The 15707-nt window shown below is 66.6% G+C and carries 16 protein-coding genes; 8 read left to right on the forward strand and 8 right to left on the reverse strand.

Annotation, left to right across the window (positions count from 1 at the left end):
* The first annotated feature begins 2 nt into the window (after window positions 1–2).
* Genes HMPREF3113_RS14105 through HMPREF3113_RS14115 form a run of 3 tightly spaced genes read left to right on the forward strand, consistent with a single transcriptional unit; the run spans window position 3 to window position 2340 of the window.
* On the forward strand, window positions 3–1127 hold the full coding sequence (locus HMPREF3113_RS14105; RefSeq protein WP_070473475.1) for a Gfo/Idh/MocA family protein: 1125 nt from the start codon (window positions 3–5) through the stop codon (window positions 1125–1127).
* Window positions 1128–1146: 19 nt separating this feature from the next.
* On the forward strand, window positions 1147–2028 hold the full coding sequence (locus HMPREF3113_RS14110) for a sugar phosphate isomerase/epimerase family protein (RefSeq protein ID WP_070473538.1): 882 nt from the start codon (window positions 1147–1149) through the stop codon (window positions 2026–2028).
* Window positions 2029–2049: 21 nt separating this feature from the next.
* Entirely contained in the window at window positions 2050–2340 is a 291-nt protein-coding gene (locus HMPREF3113_RS14115) for a c-type cytochrome (protein WP_070473477.1), read from the forward strand.
* Between the two features lie 39 nt (window positions 2341–2379).
* Here the strand turns inward: HMPREF3113_RS14115 and HMPREF3113_RS14120 are convergent, their stop codons facing one another.
* The 5 genes from HMPREF3113_RS14120 to HMPREF3113_RS14140 form a co-directional block, all read right to left on the reverse strand.
* A complete protein-coding gene (locus tag HMPREF3113_RS14120; RefSeq protein ID WP_070473479.1) occupies window positions 2380–3138 on the reverse strand; it encodes a 3-keto-disaccharide hydrolase in 759 nt (252 codons plus the stop codon).
* On the reverse strand, window positions 3138–3713 hold the full coding sequence (locus HMPREF3113_RS14125) for a gluconate 2-dehydrogenase subunit 3 family protein (RefSeq protein ID WP_070473480.1): 576 nt from the start codon (window positions 3711–3713) through the stop codon (window positions 3138–3140). Before HMPREF3113_RS14125 ends, HMPREF3113_RS14120 begins: the two co-directional genes overlap by 1 nt.
* A complete protein-coding gene (locus HMPREF3113_RS14130; RefSeq protein WP_070473482.1) occupies window positions 3713–5398 on the reverse strand; it encodes a GMC oxidoreductase in 1686 nt (561 codons plus the stop codon). Before HMPREF3113_RS14130 ends, HMPREF3113_RS14125 begins: the two co-directional genes overlap by 1 nt.
* A 26-nt stretch (window positions 5399–5424) precedes the next feature.
* A complete protein-coding gene (locus tag HMPREF3113_RS14135) occupies window positions 5425–6327 on the reverse strand; it encodes a hydroxypyruvate isomerase family protein (RefSeq protein WP_174704358.1) in 903 nt (300 codons plus the stop codon).
* A 418-nt stretch (window positions 6328–6745) separates the two neighbouring features.
* Window positions 6746–7285 (reverse strand): single-stranded DNA-binding protein, encoded by a 540-nt coding sequence (locus HMPREF3113_RS14140; RefSeq protein WP_019185702.1) that lies wholly within the window; start codon window positions 7283–7285, stop codon window positions 6746–6748.
* A 312-nt stretch (window positions 7286–7597) separates the two neighbouring features.
* On the opposite strand from HMPREF3113_RS14140, the gene HMPREF3113_RS14145 reads away from it, so the two are divergent.
* Complete coding sequence (locus HMPREF3113_RS14145; protein WP_070473484.1) at window positions 7598–8629, forward strand: LacI family DNA-binding transcriptional regulator; 1032 nt, start codon at window positions 7598–7600, stop codon at window positions 8627–8629.
* Window positions 8630–8647: 18 nt separating this feature from the next.
* On the opposite strand, the gene HMPREF3113_RS14150 is transcribed toward HMPREF3113_RS14145, so the two are convergent.
* The gene (locus HMPREF3113_RS14150; protein ID WP_019185699.1) at window positions 8648–8974 is read right to left on the reverse strand and encodes a hypothetical protein; all 327 of its coding nucleotides are present in this window, start codon (window positions 8972–8974) and stop codon (window positions 8648–8650) included.
* Between the two features lie 113 nt (window positions 8975–9087).
* Between HMPREF3113_RS14150 and HMPREF3113_RS14155 the strand changes: the two genes are divergently transcribed.
* The 4 genes from HMPREF3113_RS14155 (at window position 9088) to HMPREF3113_RS14170 (ending at window position 14660) form a co-directional block, all read left to right on the forward strand.
* The gene (locus tag HMPREF3113_RS14155) at window positions 9088–9687 is read left to right on the forward strand and encodes an RNA polymerase sigma factor (RefSeq protein WP_070473486.1); all 600 of its coding nucleotides are present in this window, start codon (window positions 9088–9090) and stop codon (window positions 9685–9687) included.
* Window positions 9684–10100 (forward strand): hypothetical protein, encoded by a 417-nt coding sequence (locus HMPREF3113_RS14160; protein WP_070473488.1) that lies wholly within the window; start codon window positions 9684–9686, stop codon window positions 10098–10100. Before HMPREF3113_RS14155 ends, HMPREF3113_RS14160 begins: the two co-directional genes overlap by 4 nt.
* Window positions 10101–10168: 68 nt before the next feature.
* The gene (locus HMPREF3113_RS14165) at window positions 10169–11062 is read left to right on the forward strand and encodes an ABC transporter ATP-binding protein (protein WP_070473490.1); all 894 of its coding nucleotides are present in this window, start codon (window positions 10169–10171) and stop codon (window positions 11060–11062) included.
* Window positions 11063–11075: 13 nt separating this feature from the next.
* Window positions 11076–14660 (forward strand): M1 family aminopeptidase, encoded by a 3585-nt coding sequence (locus HMPREF3113_RS14170; protein ID WP_070473492.1) that lies wholly within the window; start codon window positions 11076–11078, stop codon window positions 14658–14660.
* Between the two features lie 9 nt (window positions 14661–14669).
* Here HMPREF3113_RS14170 and HMPREF3113_RS14175 read toward each other — a convergent pair whose 3' ends face one another.
* Window positions 14670–15065 carry an SseB family protein gene (locus HMPREF3113_RS14175; RefSeq protein ID WP_070473494.1) on the reverse strand — a complete coding sequence of 132 codons (396 nt, stop codon included), beginning with the start codon at window positions 15063–15065 and terminating at the stop codon, window positions 14670–14672.
* A 70-nt stretch (window positions 15066–15135) separates the two neighbouring features.
* Window positions 15136–15633, reverse strand: a complete 498-nt coding sequence (locus HMPREF3113_RS14180; RefSeq protein ID WP_070473497.1) for a GNAT family N-acetyltransferase — start codon at window positions 15631–15633, stop codon at window positions 15136–15138.
* Between the last annotated feature and the right edge of the window lie 74 nt (window positions 15634–15707).

Raw genomic sequence — 15707 nt, forward strand, 5'->3', positions numbered from 1 at the left:
TGATGCCAAAACCTGGAATCGCCATCGTCGGCACGGGAATGATCGGTGCCGTGCACCGGCGCGCGGCGCTGCTGGCGGGTGCCGACATCCGTGGCGTGGCCGCCTCGTCTCCGCAGCGCGCACGCGACGTGGCGCAGGCGTGGGGTGTCCCGCGTGCCTATCGGGACATCGAGGACGTGGTCGCCGATCCACAGGTGCAGGTGGTGCACGTCTGCACGCCCAACCATCTGCACCGCGGCATGGCGCAGGCGGCGCTGAACGCGGGCAAGCACGTGATCTGCGAGAAACCGCTGGCCACCATGCTGGAGGACGCCCAGGCGCTGGCCGCATTGGCCGCCTCGACCGGGCTGGTCGCCACGGTGCCGTTCGTCTACCGCTACCACCCGGTGGTCCGCGAGGCGCGCGCACGCATCGCCCATGGCGAACTGGGGCCCCTGCACCTGATTCACGGCAGCTACCTGCAGGACTGGCTGCTGGACCCGGCCAGCAACAACTGGCGCGTGGACCCGGCGCTGGGCGGCGCGTCGCGCGTGTTCGCCGACATCGGCTCGCACTGGTGCGACCTGGTGGAATGGGTCAGCGGCGAGCGCCTCACCGAGGTCAGCGCGGCATTCGACACGGTGATCGCCGAACGCAGCACCGACACCGGGCAGAGCTTCACCACCGCGGCAGCCGGTGGCGCGATGCAGGCGGTCACCAGCGAGGACGTGGCGGCGGCGATGTTCCGCACCAGCGCCGGTACGCTGGCATCGTTGACGGTCAGCCAGGTATCGGCCGGACGCCACAACCGCCTCTGGTTCGAGATCGATGGTGCCAGGGCCAGCGTGGCCTTCAATCAGGAAGACGCCGAGCGGCTTTGGATCGGCCAGCCCGACCAGCGCGAGGAAACCTTCGTGCGCGGCCCCAGCGCCGGCAGTGCCGAGCAACGCCGGCTGTCCGTGCTGCCAGCGGGGCACGCGCAGGGCTACGCCCAGTGCTTCGAGGCGTTCGTCGCCGATACCTATCTCGCCATTGAAGGCGAACAGCCGCAGGGCCTGCCCACCTTCGAAGACGGCGTGCGCTCGGCGCTGATCGTCGACCGCGTCATCACCTCGGCCAGGACCCGTGCCTGGACCGCCATCGGTTGAACCCCGGGAGCATCTCATGATGAACACGCCTGCCCGCAGAACTGCCACCCTCGCCCTGCTGCTGTTCGCTGCCCTGCCCGTCCTGGCACACGAAGCCGCCAGCCCGCACAAGCCCATCGCCGTGCAGATGTACACACTGCGCAACGCCGGCCCGCTCGACCAGCAGTTGAAGATCGTCCACGACGCCGGCGTGGATGCGGTGGAAACGGTGGGCACGCAGGGCGTCAGCGCCAGCGAACTCAAGCAGTTGCTGGACCGGTATTCGATCAGGGCGATTTCCTCGCACGTGCCACTGGCCGAACTGCGCAAGGACCTGGACGGCGTGGTGGCCTTCAACCGGTCGATCGGCAACACGACGCTGGTGGTGCCCTACCTGGACGAAAAGGATCGACCCACCAATGCCGCAGGCTGGACCGCACTGGGCCTGGAACTCGGCGGAATCGCGACGCAGGCACGGGCCAAGGGCATGCAGCTGGCCTACCACAACCACGACTTCGAGCTGGTCGACTTCGACGGCAGCACAGGGTTGGAACTGCTGTTCGCGGCCGCCGGACCCGATCTGCTGACCGAGCTGGACCTGGCCTGGGTCGCGCGTGCGGGCCATGACCCGGCGGCCATGCTGGAGACATTCCGCGGCCGCCTGTTCGCGGTACACGCCAAGGACAATGCGCCGAAGGGCCACGCCGAAGACGAAGGCGGCTTTGCCGCCGTCGGCCAGGGTGTCCTCGACTGGAACACGATCCTGCCGGCCGCGGCCGATGCCGGGGTGCGGTGGTACATCATCGAACACGACCAGCCGCGTGATCCGGCCAAGGTCATCCAGGCCGGGGCGGACTACCTGCGCAGACACCTTCCCGCCCGCCTGCCCGCCAGCGCACCGCGCCAGCCAGCAAAGGAGTAATGCTTGAATACGTGTTTCAGATTGATCCCGATCCTCGCCGTACTGGCGTCGATTGCGCTGCTTGTGCCTGAGGCGTGGTCCAAGAACGACCCCGCGGCCGGCGCGACCCTCTACGCAACCCACTGCACGGCCTGCCACGGTGCCGAGCGCGCCGGTGTTCCGCCAACGTTCCCCGCGCTCACCGACGTCGCCAAGCGGCTGCAGCCGGCGCAGATCAAGGAGAAGATCAGCAAGGGCGGCGGATTGATGCCGCCGTTTCCACAGCTGTCGCCCCAGGAGATCGACGATATCGCCAGTTACCTGGCGCACTAGGCTGCCCGCGCCGGCGCCGGCTGCCGTTTCGTGCCGGCGCTACAGCTCGCGCACCCAGATGTTGCGGTAGCTGACCCTGGAATCGTGCTCCTGCAGGTAGATCGGCGCACACGCATGCGGCGTGTACGACGGCGCGCCGATGTACTCGGTCTTTCCCGCCAGGACGGTGTCGTCCTGCACCAGCACGCCGTTGTGCAGCACGGTGATGCGGGCGGGCGAGGTGAGCCCGCCGCCCGGCGAGAAGCGCGGTGCCTTCCAGATGATGTCGTAGGCCTGCCACTCGCCCGGTGCACGCGAGGCGTTCACCAGCGGCATGGCCTGTTTGTAGAGCGAGGCCGCCTGGCCGTTGGCATAGGTCGGATTGTTGTAACTGTCGAGCACCTGCAGCTCATACAGTTCCTGCAGGAAGATGCCGCTGTTGCCCCGATCCTGGCCGTTGAAGCCCTTTGTCGCGATGGGCGAGCGCCATTCGACGTGCAGCTGGATGTCGCAGAAGCGCTGCCGGGTCCGGATGCCCTTGCTTCCGGGAACCACGGTCAGCGCACCGTCGGCGACGCTCCAGGGCACGCGCCCCCCCTGCTCCGACTCCCAGGCGGAAACATCCCTGCCATCGAACAGCACGACCGCGTCGGAGGGCGCACCTCCCGGCGGCGTGGCCACGCTCGCGGGCACGGGCGTCCACACCTCGGTCTTCGCTGGATCGCGAACGGGATCGGCACCGGCCTGCGCGAACGCCGGTGCAGCGGCCAGCACACCGGCGGCGATCAATAGCGGCGTGATCTTCATGGCGTGATCCATCAGCTGGTCCCCCAGGCGGGTGTACCGGGAACATAGGCGAGGTCGCCGTCGTAGCGACCCGGCACGGCGACATACTTCAGCACTTCGGTCGCGCCGACCTTCGAGGTGAAGAAACCGAAGATGGTCAGCTGCTTGAACATCGTGAAGTAATGCGGCATCGGCTCTCCTGCTTCGGCGGTGCCGGTTTCGTTCACCTCGACCGCGTGCTTCCTGGCCTCTGCATCCAGCGCGCGCAGCAGTTCGGTGCGCGCCTGCGGCGCAAGTGAAACGAAGCGGCCGCCGGCGCGTTTGTCGATATCGGCCAGGCCGGCACGGAACGTCGCCTGCTGCCGGGCGGTGTAGCAGTCGCTGACGAACGTCGCCATGAACGCGCCGGCGCCCGCGTCCTTCGCCCCCGGCGTTTTCGTCCTTGGCAGGATGGTCTCGGCAATCTCGTCCAGCGTGCCAACATCCGCATCGGAGAAGCGCGCCTTCGCTCCTGCGGCAGGCGCCTGTGCCTGACCGAGCGCAGGCAGGCCGACCATCGCCGCACCGGTGGCGGCGACGATCATTTTCAGCAGTTCGCGACGGTCCATCACAGGTTCCCCGCTTTCAGTTCGCGCACGGCATGGTCGGCAGCCCGCGCGGTCAGCGCCATGTAGGTCAATGATGGATTCACGCAGGCGCTGGAGGTCATGCAGGCACCGTCGGTCACATAGACGTTGGGCGCATCCCAGACCTGGTTGTGCTGGTTCAGCACGGAGGACCTGCGGTCCCGTCCCATGCGAGCGGTGCCCATCTCATGGATGCCCTTGCCCGGGGCGTAGTCGTTGTCGTGCATCTCCACGTCCTTGACGCCGGCGGCCTCCAGCATCTCGGCGGCATCGGCGGCCATGTCCTTGCGCATGGCCAGTTCGTTGGCGCGCATGGCGACGTCCATCGCCAGCACCGGCAATCCCCACTTGTCCTTGCGGTCCCGGTCCAGGCGGATCGTGTTGTCGTGGTGCGGCAGCATTTCGCCGAAGCCGGTCATGCCGATGCGCCAGTCACCGGGCACGGTCAGCGCCTCCTTCAGGTCGGCACCGATGTTCAGCTCGGCGATCTCGCGCGACCACCCCGTGCGGCTGGCACCACCCTGGTAGCCGAAGCCGCGCAGGTAGCCGCGCTTGTCAGCGGCCACGTTGCGGAAGCGGGGAATGTAGAAGCCGCAGGGACGACGGCCGAAGTAGTACTTGTCCTCAAAACCCTCGACCCGACCGGAGGCCCCTGCGCCGAAGTGATGGTCCATCACGTTGTGCCCCAGCTCACCGGACGAAGAGCCCAGCCCACCCTCCCACACATCGGTGGCCGAGTTCATCAGCAGCCAGGTCGAGTTGAAGGAGGAGGCGTTGAGGAAGATCACCTTGGCCGTGTACTGGTAGGTCTGGCCGGTCTCCGCATCGACGACCTCCACACCGCGTGCACGCTTGCGGTCCTTGTCGTAGAGCACTTCCTTGACGATGGAGAACGGCCGCAGGGTCAGGTTGCCGGTCTTCATCGCCGCCGGCAGCGTCGCCGCCTGGGTGGAGAAATAGGCACCGAAGGGACAGCCGAGGATGCACTTGTTGCGGTACTGGCAGTTGACCCGGCCCTGCTCGGGCATCGGCTTGGTGATGTTCGCCGTGCGCGAGTGGATCATGTGCCGGGTGCCGCCGAAGGCCTTCCGGATCCGGGCGGCCACGTCCTTCTCGACGATGTTCAACGGGATCGGCGGCAGGAACTCGCCGTCCGGCAACACGTCCAGCCCTTCCCGCGTACCGGCGATGCCGGCGAATTTCTCCACATGGTCGTACCACGGCGCGATGTCGGCGTAGCGGATGGGCCAGTCGGTGGCGATGCCGTCCTTGAGGTTCGCCTCAAAATCCAGGTCGGAGAAGCGATAGCTTTGTCGGCCCCACATCAGCGAACGCCCGCCGACATGGTAGCCGCGGAACCAGTCGAACCGTTTGGTCTCGATGTACGGCGATTCCTGTTCGTCGGCCCACATGCCCTGCAGGTTCTCGGCCAGCGCGTAGTCGCGCATCAGCACGGGGAAGGCGGCCTTCATCGCCTGTGTAGGCCGGTTGCGATGCGGGAAGTCCCACGGCTCCTTCATCGCGTTGACGTAGTCCTTGACGTGCTCGATGTTGCGCCCGCGTTCCAGCATCAGGACCTTGAGGCCTTTCTCGGTCAATTCCTTCGCCGCCCAACCGCCACTGATTCCCGAGCCAACAACGATGGCGTCGTAATGATTGTCTGCCATGGATCTCTCACCTGGTGGATATCGTTTCAGACGTCGCAGAGGCGGATGGCCTCGCGCAGCGAACCGACGGGATCTGGTGCCGCAGGCATGAATTCCTGCGCCAGATACCCATCGAAACCGGTGTCGCGGATCGCGCGACAGATGGCGGGGTAATTGAGTTCCTGCTGGTCCCCGATCTCGTGCCGGCCCGGCACACCCGCGGTGTGGTAATGCTTGAAACAGGCGTGATACCTGCCGATGGTGGCGATGATGTCGCCCTCCATGATCTGCATGTGATAGATGTCGTACAGCAGGCCGAAGTTGTCCGAGCCGAGCCGCTGGCACAGCTCCACGCCCCAGGCGGAGTGGTCGCACAGGTAGTCGCGATGATCGACCCTGGAGTTCAGCAGCTCCATCACCAGCACCACGCCACGTTTCTCGGCGTGCCCGAGGATGCGCTTGAGGCCGGCCTCGGCATTGGCCATGCCCTCCTGCGGGTCCATCCCGTTGCGGTTGCCGGAAAAGCAGATGAGGTTGCGGTAACCGGCATCGGCCACCAGGTCGATATGCCGCGTGTAGCGCTCCACCAGCTGGTCGTGGAACGCACGGCCGGCAAAGCCTTTGGTAAGGCCCAGCTCCGCGCCGTTGCACATCGAGCTGTATACGCCATGGGCCTTCAGGGTGGGCCAGTCTTCCGGGCCGACCAGATCGATGGCGGCGAACCCGATGTCCTTCACCGTCGTGCAAAGCTGGGCCACCGATTGCTGCGGGAAGGTCCAGCGGGCGACGGAATGCCTCAGGTTGCCCTTGAGCGACGCGGTGCCGGCAGATGCAGGCAACACCGCCGCAGCGCCCAAGGCAAGGCTCGCTGCGGCCGCCATGCGCAGCGCATCGCGTCGCGTGAGACCCCCGGCCGGCCCCGATGCCGGGCTGATCGAATGGATGGACATCCGTCTTCCGGCCTCCCAACCGGTGTCAAACGCTGGCGATCCGCTGCAATGCAATCGATTGCACCATAGAGGAGGACATCGTTTTTTTGCAAGACGCGGTGCACGAAAATGCATGCTGCAGGGCACAACGCGCGTGATGCCGGTCGCCGTGTGCGTGCGATGGGAGAGCGGCGCGCCACGCAATCGCGTTCACGGGGCTACGGAAGGACAGTGCCGCCGCGCAGCAGGATCCGCTTATCGCCGGCGAGTCATCGCTTGGCGCAACTTCTCCCTTGAGTTGTGACCCATCGTGCCATGGCTACGGGCAGAAGACAGGCGTCAAACCGGCAGGAAGCAGAGCTTCCCGTGCAAAAAAGAAAAACCCCAGCAAGCACAGCGGCTTACCGGGGTTTCTGTTTGCATCCGTAAAAATCAGAAATCAGAACGGAATATCGTCATCAGCGAAGTCGTCCATCGGCGGCGCCGACTGCTGCGGAGCCTGCTGCTGCGGGCGCTGCTGGCCGTAGCCACCACCACCACCGCCACGCTGACCACCACCGCCGCCGCCACCACCGCCGTACTCCTGGCGCGGGGCCTGCTGGCGCTGCGGACGTTCGCCGCCACCGCCACCGCCACCACCGCCTTCACGGCCGCCGAGCATCTGCATTTCATCGGCGATGATGTCGGTGGAGTACTTCTCCACGCCATCCTGGCCGGTGTACTTGTCGTAACGCAGGCTGCCTTCGACGTAGACCGAGCTGCCCTTGCGCAGGTACTCACCAGCGATCTCGCCGAGCTTCCCGAAGAACACCACGCGGTGCCATTCGGTACGCTCCTGCTGGTTGCCATCCTTGTCCTTGCGGACGCTGGTGGTGGCCAGGCTGATGCGGGTGATCGCCATACCGCCCTGGGTGTACTTCACGTCCGGGTCGTTGCCGAGGTTGCCGACCAGGATGACTTTATTGATGCCGCGCGCCATAGGGTTGCTCTTCCGTTGTCCGAGGGCAGGCCGCAGTCATATCACAGCCCCGGGCGGGGTGCAGATCTGCCGGGCCGCCCTTGGGAGAATTGGGGGGATCCAGATTGCACCATCTTATCATCGCCGCCGTCCCCGACCCTGTCGGAATTCCGGCCGGGAACGACCGGAAACCTGCTCGAGCCATATGCCGCAACGGTGACGGCGGTTCAGTCCCCGCGCCGCAGGCCGCTGGCCGCCAGCCCGAGGGACCTCCCGGCCCCGCCATCACGGCGCATGGCATGATGTCTCTTCACTGTCTCCCCGCCTGCTGAAATGACCATCCGCGGTAAAGCCACCTCCCTCGATATCGCCCACCTGGCCGGCGTCTCCCAGCCCACGGTGTCGCGGGCGCTGCGCGGCAGCCCGATGGTCAACGCCGAAACCCGGCAGCGGATCCTGGCCATCGCCCGGGAGCTGAACTACAAGGTCGACAAGAACGCCTCCAGCCTGCGCCTGCGCAATGCCGGCACACTGGCCCTGCTGTTCTTCGAGGACCCGACCAATGACGATTCGCTGATCAACCCGTTCTTCCACGCGATGCTCGGCTCGATCACGCGGGCCTGCGCGCTGCGCGGTTATGACCTGCTGGTCTCCTTCCAGCAGCTGTCCACTGACTGGCAGGCCGATTACGAGGACAGCAACAAGGCCGACGGCATCATCCTGCTCGGCTATGGCGACTACCACGAGTCGCGCGAGCGCCTGCAGCGGCTGGTCGAGCAAGGCACCCACTTCGTGCGCTGGGGCGCTTCCCTGCCCGACCAGCCCGGTGTGTCGATCGGCAGCGACAACTTCCAGGGCGGTTTCGACATCACCGCCCACCTGCTCGACCAGGGCTGCCGCCGGATCGCGTTCGTCGGCCACGCTTCCAGCCACTATCCCGAGTTCGAGCAGCGCTATCGCGGCCACGTCGACGCAATGCGGGCGCGAGGCCTCACCGCCGAGCCCTCGCTGCAACACGATGCGATCACCACCGAGCAGTCCGGCTTCGATGCCTGCCAGGCGCTGCTGGCACGCGGTGAGCGTATCGATGGGCTGTGCGCGGCCAGCGACCTGATCGCGATCGGTGCGATGCGCGCCCTGCGCGAGCATGGCATGAGCGTGCCTGAGGACGTGGCGGTCACCGGCTTCGATGACATCCCGCTGGCCGCCTCGGTGTCCCCGCCGCTGTCCACGGTGCAGCAGGACACCAAGCAGGCCGGGCACCTGCTGGTGGAGAAGCTGTTGGCGCTGATCGACGGCCAGCCGGTGGAAGGCCAGAGCATCGCGGTGAAGCAGGTGCTGCGGGAATCCTCGCTGCGCCGCTGACCGTCCACCACTGTTGGCTTATTTCAAACGGCGATCCAGCACGAAGTACACCACGTTGCCCAGCCCGGTCGCCCCGAGCAGCAGTGCGATCGCGCCCGGCGTGACCCGGTCGATGCCGAGCAGATCGACCAGCCCGAAGGCCAGGGCCAGGGTCAACATCACGCAGCCCCAATGCAGCGCGGCCAGCCGCCGCTTTGTGGTGTCGCCGGCCAGCAGCGAGCGCACCAGCTCTTCCGAGCCGCGGGCTTCAACGATCCGGCGGCGGGTGTGGCCATCGACCACGCTCTTGATGGCATACACGATGCCGAGGATCAGGACGACGGGCAGAATCAGGTTGTAATCCATGGTGCGTTCGTTCCGTTGAGGAGGGGCTTGTCCACTGAGATACGGCCACGGCGGGATCGGTTGCACGGCACACGGTTGCAACCGATGGGGCACTCGCCGTATCTCTATGGAACATGCGCACGTCGCCGCCCCCTCCTGCCGACTGTCTCGATGCCGACCGGCTACTGGTCGCCGCCATTCTGTCGCGGCAGCCCGGCGCGTTCGAGCAGCTGGTGCGCGAGTATCAAGGCCTGTGCTGGCGCGTGGTCGATCGCATGGTCCGCCACCCCGAGGACACCCGCGAGCTGTGCCAGGAAGCCTTCCTGCGCATCCATCAGACGCTGCATCAATACCGCGGCGAGAGCGCACTGAAATCCTGGGTGGCGCAGGTCGCCTATTCGATCGCCAAGCGGCACCTGGAACGGCGACGCATCCCGCTGGTGGAGAACACCGTAAGCGACGACGGCACCGCGTTGATCGATCGGGTCGGCGATGGCATCGATCTGGAAGCCCTGACCAGCGAGCAGGACATCAACGCCCACCTGCACGCTGCGATCGATGCCCTGCCCCCGCTGCAGCGCACCCTGCTCAGCCTCTATCATCTGGAAGAGATCTCCATCGCTGAGATCGCCATCCTCACCGAGCTGGCCGAAGGCACCATCAAGAGCCATCTGTTCCGCAGCCGGAAGCGGCTGCGTGAGCTGCTCGAATCCCGCATTGGAGTGCCCGCATGAGCAGCGCAGACGATCCCCGTATCGACCCGGACGAATGGCAGGCCCAGGAACGCGGCCTGCGTGCGGCGCTGAGCGGCCAACGCGCTGGACCGGACGCCCCCGATTACCTGCGCATTGCCCAGGCGATCGCCTCTGCCCCGCAGAGCGGGCCGCCGATGCGCTTTGCCCGCGATGTCGCCGCGCGCATCGCCCGGCATGACGCCGGGATCGAACGCTGGGTCTCCCGCGTCCTGCTGGCGGTGCTGGCGGTCGCGGTGCTGGCGTTGGTTTCGCTGTTCGGCCCGGCATGGTGGCGCGCGATCGAGCACGCCGCGGGCAACGCGGCGACCGGGTGGCTGCTGGCTGGCGCAGCCTGCGTGGCGCTGTCGTGGCTGGCGGCCCGCTGGCGGGCGTCCGGCCGGAAGCACCCATGACTTACGGCGGATGCAGGCTATCTGAATAGGGCGGATAACCGATCCATCGCCCAGGGGAAGCTGTCCGCATGCTTGAGATCCGCGCGCTGTCCAAGACGTACGCCAATGGGGTCCACGCCCTTGCCGGTGTCACCCTCGATATTCCCCGCGGCATGTTCGGGCTGCTCGGCCCGAACGGCGCCGGCAAGTCCTCGCTGATGCGCACCCTGGCCACGCTGCAGGAAGCGGACAGCGGCACCGCCACGTTGTCGATTCCGGGCGAGGCGAGCATTGATGTGCTGCGTGACAAGGATGCGGTGCGCCGGCGGCTCGGGTATCTGCCGCAGGACTTCGGCGTGTATCCCAAGGTCAGTGCACTGGATCTGCTTGAGCATTTCGCGGTGCTCAAAGGCCTCACCCACAAGGGCCAGCGCCGCGAGGTGGTGGATGCCCTGCTGCAGCAGGTCAATCTGTGGGACGCGCGCAAGCGCAAACTGGGCTCGTACTCCGGCGGCATGCGCCAGCGCTTCGGCATCGCACAGGCGCTGCTGGGCGATCCGCGCCTGGTGATCGTCGATGAGCCCACCGCCGGTCTGGATCCGGAAGAGCGCAACCGCTTCCTCAACCTGCTTGCGGCGATCGGCGAGAACGTGGCGGTGATCCTGTCCACGCACATCGTCGAGGATGTCACCGACCTGTGCCCGAGCATGGCCATCATGAACAAGGGGCAGGTGCTGCTGACCGGCAAGCCCAGCGATGCGATCGACGCGCTGCAGCACCAGGTCTGGCGCAAGCAGGTGGACGTTGCCGAACTGCCCGCCTACGAAGCCAACCATGTGGTGCTGTCCACCCGCCTGGTCGGTGGCCGGCCGGTGATCCACGTGCACAGCGCGACCGACCCCGGCGACGGCTTCGCCGCCGTTGCTCCCGATCTGGAAGACGTCTATTTCCAGCGACTGCGCCTGCAGTCGCGGGCCGCCTGACCGGAGCCCGCCGATGATCGCTGCCTTCTTCCGCTTCGAGCTGCGCGAGCAGCTCCGTTCCCCGCTGCTGTGGCTGCTGGCGGGCCTGTTCGCGCTGATGGCCTTCGGTGCGGCCTCCTCCGACGCCGTACAGATCGGCGGCGGCGCCGGCAATGTGCACAGCAATGCGCCAACCGTGATCGCCTCGATGCTGGGCATCTTCACCCTGCTCGGCATGCTGGTGTCCACGCTGTTCGTCAGCAACGCGCTGCTGCGCGACTTCGATCTGGGCACCGCCGAGCTGATCTTCGCCAGCCCGATCAAACGCCGCGACTATCTGGCCGGGCGCATCGGTGCGGCCCTGGTCAGCGGGCTGCTGGTCTACGTGATCATCGCCCTGGGCCTGGCGCTCGGGCCGTTCATGCCCTGGGTGGATCCGGCCCGCATGGGCCCGGTCTCGCTGTACAGCTACGTGTGGGCTTTCGGGGTGATCGTGATCCCGAACCTGGTCTTCACCACGGCGCTGCTGGCGTTGCTCGCGGCCACCACGCGCTCGATCCTGTGGGTCTATATCGGCGTGATCGGTTACTTCGTGCTGTACGGCGTCAGCGCCGCCCTGCTCAGCGACATCGACAACACCTGGGTGGCCGTGTTGAGCGAGCCGCTCGGCCTGCGCGCGCTGTCACGGACCATCCGCTACTGGTCGGTGGCCGAGCGCAACAGCGGCCTGCCTGCCGTGGCCGGTCAGCTGCTGGCCAACCGCGCGCTGTGGCTGGGCGTGGCGGCCGTACTGTACGCCGCCACGTTCGCCTTGTTCCGCACCGAACGCAGCGGCAGCGCCGGACGTCGCTGGGGACGCAGGACCGCCCTCGTGACGACCGCGCCCGCACAGCGGCCGAGCCAGGTCGTAGTGCCCCGCGTGGTGCCGGGCCACGGCGCCGGCACCGCCTGGAGGCAGTTCCTGCACCAGGTCCGCTTCGACACCAGCGGCGTGCTGCGCAGCGTGCCGTTCCTGGTGCTGCTGGTACTGGGGCTGTGCAACTTCCTGCCCGGCGCGCTGTTCCGCCAGACCCTGTACGGCACGCCAATCTGGCCGGTCACCTCGGAGATGCTGACCGCCCTGCAGGGCGCCTACAGCTGGCTGCTGATCATCATCGTGCTGTTCTTCGCCGGCGAACTGGTCTGGAAAGAGCGCGCGGCCCGGATCAATGAAGTCACCGATGCGATGCCCGTCCCCAACTGGGTCCCGCTGCTGGCCAAGTTCGCCACGCTGGTGGCGGTGATCGCCTGCTTCCAGGCGATCGGTGCGCTGGCCGCGATCGCGGTGCAGCTGAGCAAGGGCTACACGCAGATCGAGCCACTGGTGTATCTCAAGACCCTGGCACTGGACTCGGCCGTCTACCTGTTGATGGGCGGCCTGGCGCTGGTGCTGCAGGTGCTGACCAACAACAAGTTCATCGGCTACGCGCTGCTGATCGTGGTGATGATCGGCCAGGCGGTGCTGGGCATGCTCGACTACACCCAGAACCTGTACAACTTCGGCAGCTGGCCGATCGCGCCGTACTCGGACATGAACGGCTACGGCAATTTCCTGCCGGGGCAACTGGCTTTCCAGGGCTACTGGGCGCTGTTCCTGCTGGCGCTGCTGTGTGTCGCCTCGGCGTTCTGGGTCCGTGGTGTCGGCACCAGCCTGCGCCAGCGCCTGGTGCTGGCGGGCCGTCGCCTGCGCGGCCCGGCCGGGCTGGGCGCCGCCGTCGCAACGCTGGCCTTCATCGGGCTGGGCGGCTGGCTGTACTGGAGCACCAACATCCGCAACGAATTCCTCTCACCGGACCAGCAGCTGGACCTGCAGGCCCGCTACGAGCGTGAACTGTCGCGCTACCGCGACCTGCCGCAGCCGCGCATCGTCGCGGTGGACAACCGGATCGACCTGCACCCGGAAACCCAGTCGGTGGTGATCGATGCGTACTGGACGGTGCGCAACACCCACACCACCCCCATCGCGCAGCTGCACGTGGCGATGAACGACGACAAGCAGCTGACCGCGGTCGACCTGGGCGGCCAGACGCTGGCGATGCATGACGCCGACCTGGGCTATCGCATCTACCAGCTGACCGCCCCGCTGCAGCCAGGGGAGGAACGCCGCATCCACTTCCGCGTCAACCAGCATCCGACCGGCATCACCTCCGATCAGGCGCCCACCGACCTGGTGGAGAACGGCAGTTTCTTCAACAGCCGGCTGCTGCCCTCGTTCGGGTACGACCAGGGCGTGCAGATCACCGACCGCAACGAACGCCGCAAGCGCGGCCTCGGCGAACCGAGCCGCATGCCCAAGCTGGAGGACCAGGCCGCCCGCGCGAACAATTACGTGACCGACGATGCCGACTGGCTGGCCTTCCGCAGCACCATCTGCACCGCGCCGGACCAGATCGCGCTGGCGCCGGGCTACCTGCAGCACGAAGCGACCATCAACGGGCGGCGCTGCTTCAGCTACGCCATGGACCGGCCGATGCTCAACTTCTATGCCTACCTCTCGGCGCGTTGGGAAGTGAAGCGCGCCGCATACAAGGGCATCCCGATCGAGGTGTACTACGATGCCCGCCACGGCTACAACGTGGACCGCATGATCGAGGCGGTACGGAAGTCGCTGGCGTATTACGAGGCCAACTTCACGCCGTACCAGCACCGGCAGGTGCGCATCATCGAGTTCCCGGGCTACGCACGTTTCGCCCAGTCGTTCGCCAACACCATCCCCTACTCCGAATCGATCGGCTTCATCGCCGATCTGCGCAACCGTGACAAGGTGGACTATGTGTTCTACGTGACCGCCCACGAGGTCGCGCACCAGTGGTGGGCACACCAGGTGATCGGTGCCAACGTGCAGGGCGCGACGATGTTGTCCGAATCGCTGTCCCAGTACTCGGCGCTGATGGTGATGGAGAAGGAGTACGGCCGGCAGCAGATGCGTCAGTTCCTGAAGACGGAACTGGATGGCTACCTGTCCGGGCGTGGCAGCGAGGGTATCGAGGAGCTGCCGTTGGCACGGGTGGAGAACCAGCAGTACATCCACTACGAAAAGGGCTCACTGGCGTTCTACCGCCTGCGCGAAGAGATCGGCGAGGCCGCACTCAACCGTGCGCTCAAGCGTTTCCTGCAGGACAAGGGCTTCCAGCAACCGCCCTACACCACCTCGACCGAACTGCTGGGCTACATCCGGGCGGAGACGCCGGCCGACCGCCAGCAACTGGTGACCGATCTGTTCGAGAAGATCAGCTTCTACGACAACCGCGTGCTGGCCGCGACCGCGCGCAAGCGGGCGGACGGCAAGTACGACGTCACGCTGAAGCTGCATGCCGAAAAGCGCTATGCCGACGGTGACGGCAAGGAGACCGCTGGCGCCATGGACGACTGGATCGAGCTCGGCGTGTTTGCCAACGCCCCCTCGGGCAAGGAGCGCGACCAGAAGGTGCTGTACCTGCAGCGCCACCACGTCACCGAGGCCAACCCGTCGATCACCGTGACGGTGGACGGCAAGCCGGATGAAGCGGGCTTCGATCCCTACAACAAACTGATCGATCGGGTCTCCTCGGACAACCGGCGCAAGGTGACGCTGCAGTAGAACGCAGCGTCAGCGCGGGCCGTTGGCGAAGTCCTTCAGGATTTCGCCGACGCCCGATGGCGAGATCTCAAACCCCAGCGGCGTGCCGGGGTTGATCACCACGCCGTAGCCGCCGGGAACGCGCTTGAGCACGTCCAGCATCAGCATGCGGAGGGTGTGCGGGGCCTGCTGGCTGTGGAAACCGACCCGGCTCATATCGGTGAACACCGACACGTGCAGCACGCCCTGCTTGTCGAACAGCAGCGGATCGAAACCGCTGCCGTCCGGTGTCACCAGGCTGCCGGTGAGCAGCACCACCTCGGACGCCACGAAGGCCTTCATGAACAGGCCGATCGGCAGCTGGCCGTCCATTGCCGTCTTGAGCAGCGTTTCGATCGGGGTCTGGGGGGCAGCAGCGTCGGTCATGGAATGCAGGGGTATGGGTGGGTTCGCTAGTGTACCGCCGGGGGTGCCAGGAGCCGGCCAGCGGCCGGCACTACGGGCTGGCCGGATCGCCGACGAGGTAGAGGTGGAACGTCGGGTCCTCCTCGGTCCGCGCGACATGCAGGAGACCGAGCCGCGGCAGGGTCCGCAGCCAGTAGGCATGCGCCGCCAGATCGCCGCGGAACACCGCGAGCAGCCATTGCCCCTCGCCGGGGCGCAGCAGTGTGCTGACCACATAAGCGGCCAGGCCTTGCCGCCGGTACTTGGGGAGCACGAAGAGGTCGGCCAGTTCGGGATAGTGGTGGCCGTCCCGTTCCACCCGGTCCACCAGCACGAAGCCGGCGAGTGCTTCGTCGACGAACAGCAGCCGTGCCCACTGCGGGTCATCGCGCAGCGAGGCCTCGACGTCGCGCCGGTCACAGTCGAACAGGCCGTCGGGACGTACCTCTTCCCCGCTCCAGGCCGAGGCCTCGAAGTAGTAGAACTGCATCAGATGGAACAGGCGCTCGGCGTCGCCGGACGTTGCGTGGCGCAGGGACAGGCGTGACATGGACAGCTTACTCGGGAGGACCGCACTGCGCGGTCGCGAGCCCGATTGTAAGGCCCGGCCCACCGCGAACGGCA

This window comes from Stenotrophomonas sp. HMSC10F06 (assembly GCF_001807865.1).
Classification (GTDB): Bacteria; Pseudomonadota; Gammaproteobacteria; order Xanthomonadales; family Xanthomonadaceae; genus Stenotrophomonas; species Stenotrophomonas bentonitica_A.